At 65.3% G+C, this 4,749-nt stretch carries 4 protein-coding genes and 1 pseudogene; 3 read left to right on the top strand and 2 right to left on the bottom strand.

The window, feature by feature from the left end:
- Window positions 1-18 precede the first annotated feature (18 nt).
- Window positions 19-198 (bottom strand): annotated as a pseudogene (locus ACIBW7_RS05730) (SAM-dependent methyltransferase); the annotation flags it as partial.
- Between the two features lie 510 nt (window positions 199-708).
- On the opposite strand from ACIBW7_RS05730, the gene ACIBW7_RS05725 reads away from it, so the two are divergent.
- Both ACIBW7_RS05725 and ACIBW7_RS05720 read left to right on the top strand, forming a co-directional pair.
- Window positions 709-2,115, top strand: a complete 1,407-nt coding sequence (locus ACIBW7_RS05725) for a selenium-binding protein SBP56-related protein (RefSeq protein WP_397044521.1) — start codon at window positions 709-711, stop codon at window positions 2,113-2,115.
- A 197-nt stretch (window positions 2,116-2,312) separates the two neighbouring features.
- Window positions 2,313-2,714 carry a hypothetical protein gene (locus ACIBW7_RS05720; RefSeq protein WP_397044519.1) on the top strand — a complete coding sequence of 134 codons (402 nt, stop codon included), beginning with the start codon at window positions 2,313-2,315 and terminating at the stop codon, window positions 2,712-2,714.
- A 298-nt stretch (window positions 2,715-3,012) separates the two neighbouring features.
- On the opposite strand, the gene ACIBW7_RS05715 is transcribed toward ACIBW7_RS05720, so the two are convergent.
- A complete protein-coding gene (locus tag ACIBW7_RS05715) occupies window positions 3,013-3,789 on the bottom strand; it encodes an SDR family oxidoreductase (protein ID WP_397044517.1) in 777 nt (258 codons plus the stop codon).
- Between the two features lie 282 nt (window positions 3,790-4,071).
- Between ACIBW7_RS05715 and ACIBW7_RS05710 the strand changes: the two genes are divergently transcribed.
- Entirely contained in the window at window positions 4,072-4,638 is a 567-nt protein-coding gene (locus tag ACIBW7_RS05710; protein ID WP_397044515.1) for a flavin reductase family protein, read from the top strand.
- Window positions 4,639-4,749: the final 111 nt, after the last annotated feature.

Here is a 4,749-nt window from a genome sequence, read left to right as displayed (position 1 = left end):
ACCAATAGTCCGATCGCTGTCGATGACCGCGTTTTCGCATCGCAACTCCAGGTCGGCGACGCGGTCGCCCAAGAGCGACCGGACATGCGTCTCGTCGCCCCACATCGGTGGTGGCAGCGCACCGGGCGGGGGCGGCGGAGCGAACGGTTTCATTGTGGCGAACATCTGCCCGATGAATCCGGTGGGTGTCCAGTTGATTGCGGCCCGGCTTGTCCGCGCCCTTTCTCCGGCAATCGAGTCTCGAAGTGAACGCCTCCGTTGTTGCGTGTGTGAATTCTTGCCTTGAATCGGAATTCACCTGCGCCCTTGATGAATTGGCCGTCGCGTAATCGGAGCCGCTCGAGGACGACTCGGATCCTCTGGCCTTGTTGTTTATCGATCGAGCCGCTCCAGGGCAGGTATGAATTGTTTGCCTGTTCCACGAGTTGGCGCGCACCTTCGCGGGCAAATTCGGTTTGTCGTTCTTCTCCTGCTGTTCGACTCCCATCACGAACTCGCCCCTCCGGCCTTCCCGGAAAACGACTACGCCCGATCGCATGCTCTGCCCCCGCACCGGTGGTAGCTGGTGGATCTATGTCGAAAGGCCGAGACTGGTTACTGCCTGCCCGCGCCATTACGACACGCGACTCACGGGTCGCGCCCACCTCGGAACCGCCGGATCGGGCGAGGTGCGTGGGTCTCCGCACATCGACATGAAGGAGGCTGGAAATGAATCACTCAGACATGGACCCGACCTTCTATCGGAGCGCAGCGGCGGCGGCTGCCGCGCCACCGGAGCGGCTCGCATACGTCGTTGCGTTCGACCGGGCGGCACAGAAGCCGGATGCGCTGTCAGTAGTCGATGTGGATCCGGGCTCGGCCACCTACGGCAGAGTGGTGGGCTGGACCGAGGTACCCCACCTGGGCAACGAGCTGCACCATTTCGGCTGGAACGCCTGCAGCAGCGCGCTGAAGCACGAAGGCCACCACATCGACGGGCTGGCTCGGCGATACCTGATCGTGCCGGGTCTGCGCTCGTCGCACCTGTACGTGTTCGACACCCAGCCCGACCCACGCCAGCCCACCCTGTCCAAGATCGTGGACAGCTCCGAGCTCGCGGCCAGGGCCGGCTACTCCCGTCCGCACACGCTGCACTGCGGGCCGGACGGTGTGTTCATGACCTGCCTCGGCGGTGCAGACGGATCGGAGGGGCCGGGCGGGATCGCGCTGCTCGATCACGGCACATTCGATGTGCTGCGGCAATGGGAGACCGACCGCGGGCCGCAATACCTCGCGTACGACGCCTGGTGGCATCTCAACCAGAACACGCTGATCAGCAGCGAGTGGGGCACCCCGTCCATGATCGAGGACGGGCTGAATCCGGAGCTGCTGCTGGCCGACAAGTACGGCCACGCGATCCACTTCTGGGACCTCACCGCCGGTCGGCACCAGCAGCGGATCGATCTCGGTGAGCACTACCAGATGCCACTCGAACTGCGTCCTTCGCACGATCCGGACGCCACCTGGGGGTACGTCGGCGTGGTGATATCGACCGAGGATTTGTCGGCCTCCGTGTGGCGTTGGCACCGCGACGGTGGAGTGTGGGCGGTCGACAAGGTGATCACCATCCCCGCCGAGCCGGCTGATCCGGACCTGCTGCCGCCGGCGCTGAAACCGTTCGGTGCGGTGCCGCCGCTGGTCAGCGATATCGACCTGTCGGTCGACGACGCATACCTCTACGTCTCGTGCTGGGGTACCGGGGAGCTCGAGCAGTTCGACGTGCGCGATCCGGCTAACCCGAAACAGACCGGGTCGGTCCGGCTCGGCGGGATCGTGGGCCGCACCGCCCACCCGGCCGCGCCGAACCAGCCGCTGGCCGGCGGCCCCCAGATGGTCGAGATCAGCCGTAACGGTCAGCGGGTCTACCTCACCAACTCGCTCTACAGCACGTGGGACGACCAGTTCTATCCAGAAGGGGTTGGCGCCTGGATGGCCGTGCTGCACGCCGATCCCGACGGCGGAATGACCATCGACGAGTCGTTCTTCCCGCACGACGAGGACTTTCGAGGTCTGCGGGTGCACCAGGTGCGCCTCCAGGGCGGCGACGCCTCCTCCGACTCCTACTGCTACCGGTAGTCGGGTCGATCGGGGCGGACCGTTCCCGGTTCGGTGGACACGCGGATCGATGACGGCCGATCGCGGTGTCAGTGGAGGTGTCAGGTGTGTGTCAGGCCGGTGTCAGTCAGCCCGGCGACAGTGTGTACATCGAACAAAACGACCGGCACCGACACGGTTCCAGTCGGTGCCACAACCGATTTCGAGGAGTACACGACATGTCCATCACCATCACCCTGACCGACCAGGACAAGAGCACCCTGCGCACCGCCGCCTACGGCGCCGTGTCGCTGATGGCCGCCTCCGGTGCGTCGCACAAGGGCATCACGCACGGCTCCATTGCCCTGACCTCGGCGACTGGGCTGGTCGGGCACGTGCTCGCCGCCAAGTCCAACGACATTCACTTGCCAGGCAAGTCCGTCGCCGAACTCGCCGACCAGGTGCTGCCGAGCCTGACCGCAGCCATGAGCCTGCTCGGCAAATATCCGGACGAGGCCGACAACTTCCGCGGCACCGTCCTGGTGGCCGTCGAAGCCGCCGCCGGGCCCCGCAGGGGCGAGCCCAGCCCCGCCGTGGCTGCGATGGCCCGCAAGATCACCGCGGCCCTCGACGCCGCCTGACCTGTGCAGGGCCGGCGCCGCACAGCGGGTATCTGGTCGCGGGCCCTCTCCGGACCCGCGACCAGCTACGGCGCTGGTGGTGATGGACCCTGGGAACCTCGGTCGGCAGGCCACCAGCACGGTGACCGAGCGCCGACTCCTCATCGGCCCCAGGTGATCCGGGGACCGTACGGATACTTCGACCTGGTGGGCGCGGGCTTGCTGGTACTCGCGCGGGACCAGCACCGCGGAATGTGCACCGGAGCCGAAAGCTGGACAGGTCCGTGCCGCTCTCATGCCGGAGAGGGCGGCACAGTGGTCAGATGATTTGTGCGGTGGGGAGGATGGTGATTTCGGTGAGGTTGACGTGCTTGGGGACGGCGGCGACGAAGGCGACGGTTTCGGCGACATCTTCGGACCGCAGGACGTCGATCTGGTCGATGAGGTCGGCCATGAGCTTGCTGGCGTCGGGGTCGGTGACGTGGTCGGGCAGTTCGGTATCGACCATGCCGGGTTCGACCGTGGAAACGCGGACGTTCTTGCGGCCCAGTTCGGTGCGCAGCAGACGGGTGAGTTGACTGATGTAGGCCTTGGTGCCGGAGTAGACCTGGAACTTCTCGAGGACGCGGGTGGCGGCTATCGAGGAGGTGGTGATCAGGTCGGCGGGCTTGCCGTCGGCGGCGGCCTCGACGAGGGAGGTGACGAATGCCTGGATGGTGTTCATCACGCCTTTGATGTTCAGGTCGATCTGGGCGTCCCAGTCTTCGACTTTCAGCTCGACGATCTCGGAGATCAGCTGAACGCCGGCGTTGGCGAAGACCAGGTCGACGTGGCCGAGTTCGGTGCGGATCCGGTCCGCGGCGGCCTGCAGGGCAGCGCGGTCGGTGACATCGGCGGTGACGGCGAGGGCGGTGCCCCCGGCGGCGCTGATGCGGTCGGCGGCGGCGCTGATGCGGTCGCCTCGGCGGGCGAGGAGGGCTACCTTGGCGCCGAGCTCGGCGAGTCGTTCGGCGGTGGCCTCGCCGATGCCGCTGGAGGCGCCGGTGACGACGGCGACGCGGCCCGCGAGGGGGGTTCCGCTGATGACCTGGCTCATGATGTTTCTCCTAATGAATGTGTTTTCCGGTTCTCGGAAGTACGCAATCCATCTTCGGCAACTAGAGCGACAGCTAACAGGACGCAACCTGCATAGGAGCAGCGCACCCAGGCATATGCAGGCATTCCGCGGATCTCGCCGCAGGAATTCGGGTTCGCAACTCTTGCCACGAATCCGGGCACTGCCGGTCCTGCGGACAAGGGGGGTGCAGCAGGGCCACGCCAATCTGTGTCGGACCCACGAAGCTGGAGGTAGTCAACACTATTCGAAGGGAAGAAGCGCGTGGCTGTTCCGAACGGATTCATCGCATACCCGCTGTCGAAGGTGCACAGGCTGATCGAACCCGGGCCTGTGCTCATGATTTCGACTTCGGATGGAAAACAAGCCAATCTGATGACCAACGGCTTCAATATGCCGGTTCGCCACGGCGGGCTGATCGGGTTCGTCCTGGGTCCATGGGATTACAGCTTCGAGGTACTGCGCGATACCGGTGAATGTGTGATCGCCTTCCCGTCCGCCGAGCTCGCGCAGCAGGTCGTGGACGTCGGCAACATATCCGGCGTGGAGACAGACAAATGGGCCCAGTTCGGCCTCACTCCCGCCGAATCAACCTCCGTTGCCGCGCCCCTGGTGGTGGAGTGTTTCGCCAATATCGAATGTCGAGTCGTCGATGACCAACTCGTCGAGGACTACGGACTGTGGATCGTGCAGGCCGAGCATGCCTGGCTCGACGAGTCGAAAAGGGGCGCCGGGGAGATCCACCATCGCGGCGACGGAACCTTCTCAGAGAATGGCGACCACATCGACCTGCGCTATCGGATGACCAAATGGCCCTCGCTCATCGATTAGGCGCCACGCCAGTAGTTTTGCCACCGGAGGAGCGGGATATCCGCTCCTCCGGCGCGCGCCGGTGTCGAACCGCTACGCGCCACGACAGGCGTTTCGGCGGCGATTTTCGCT

The organism is Nocardia sp. NPDC049526 (genome assembly GCF_044465765.1).
Taxonomy (GTDB): Bacteria; Actinomycetota; Actinomycetes; order Mycobacteriales; family Mycobacteriaceae; genus Nocardia.
The sequence above is the reverse complement of the archived record's forward strand: the minus strand, read 5'-3'. Positions and strand labels throughout refer to the sequence as shown.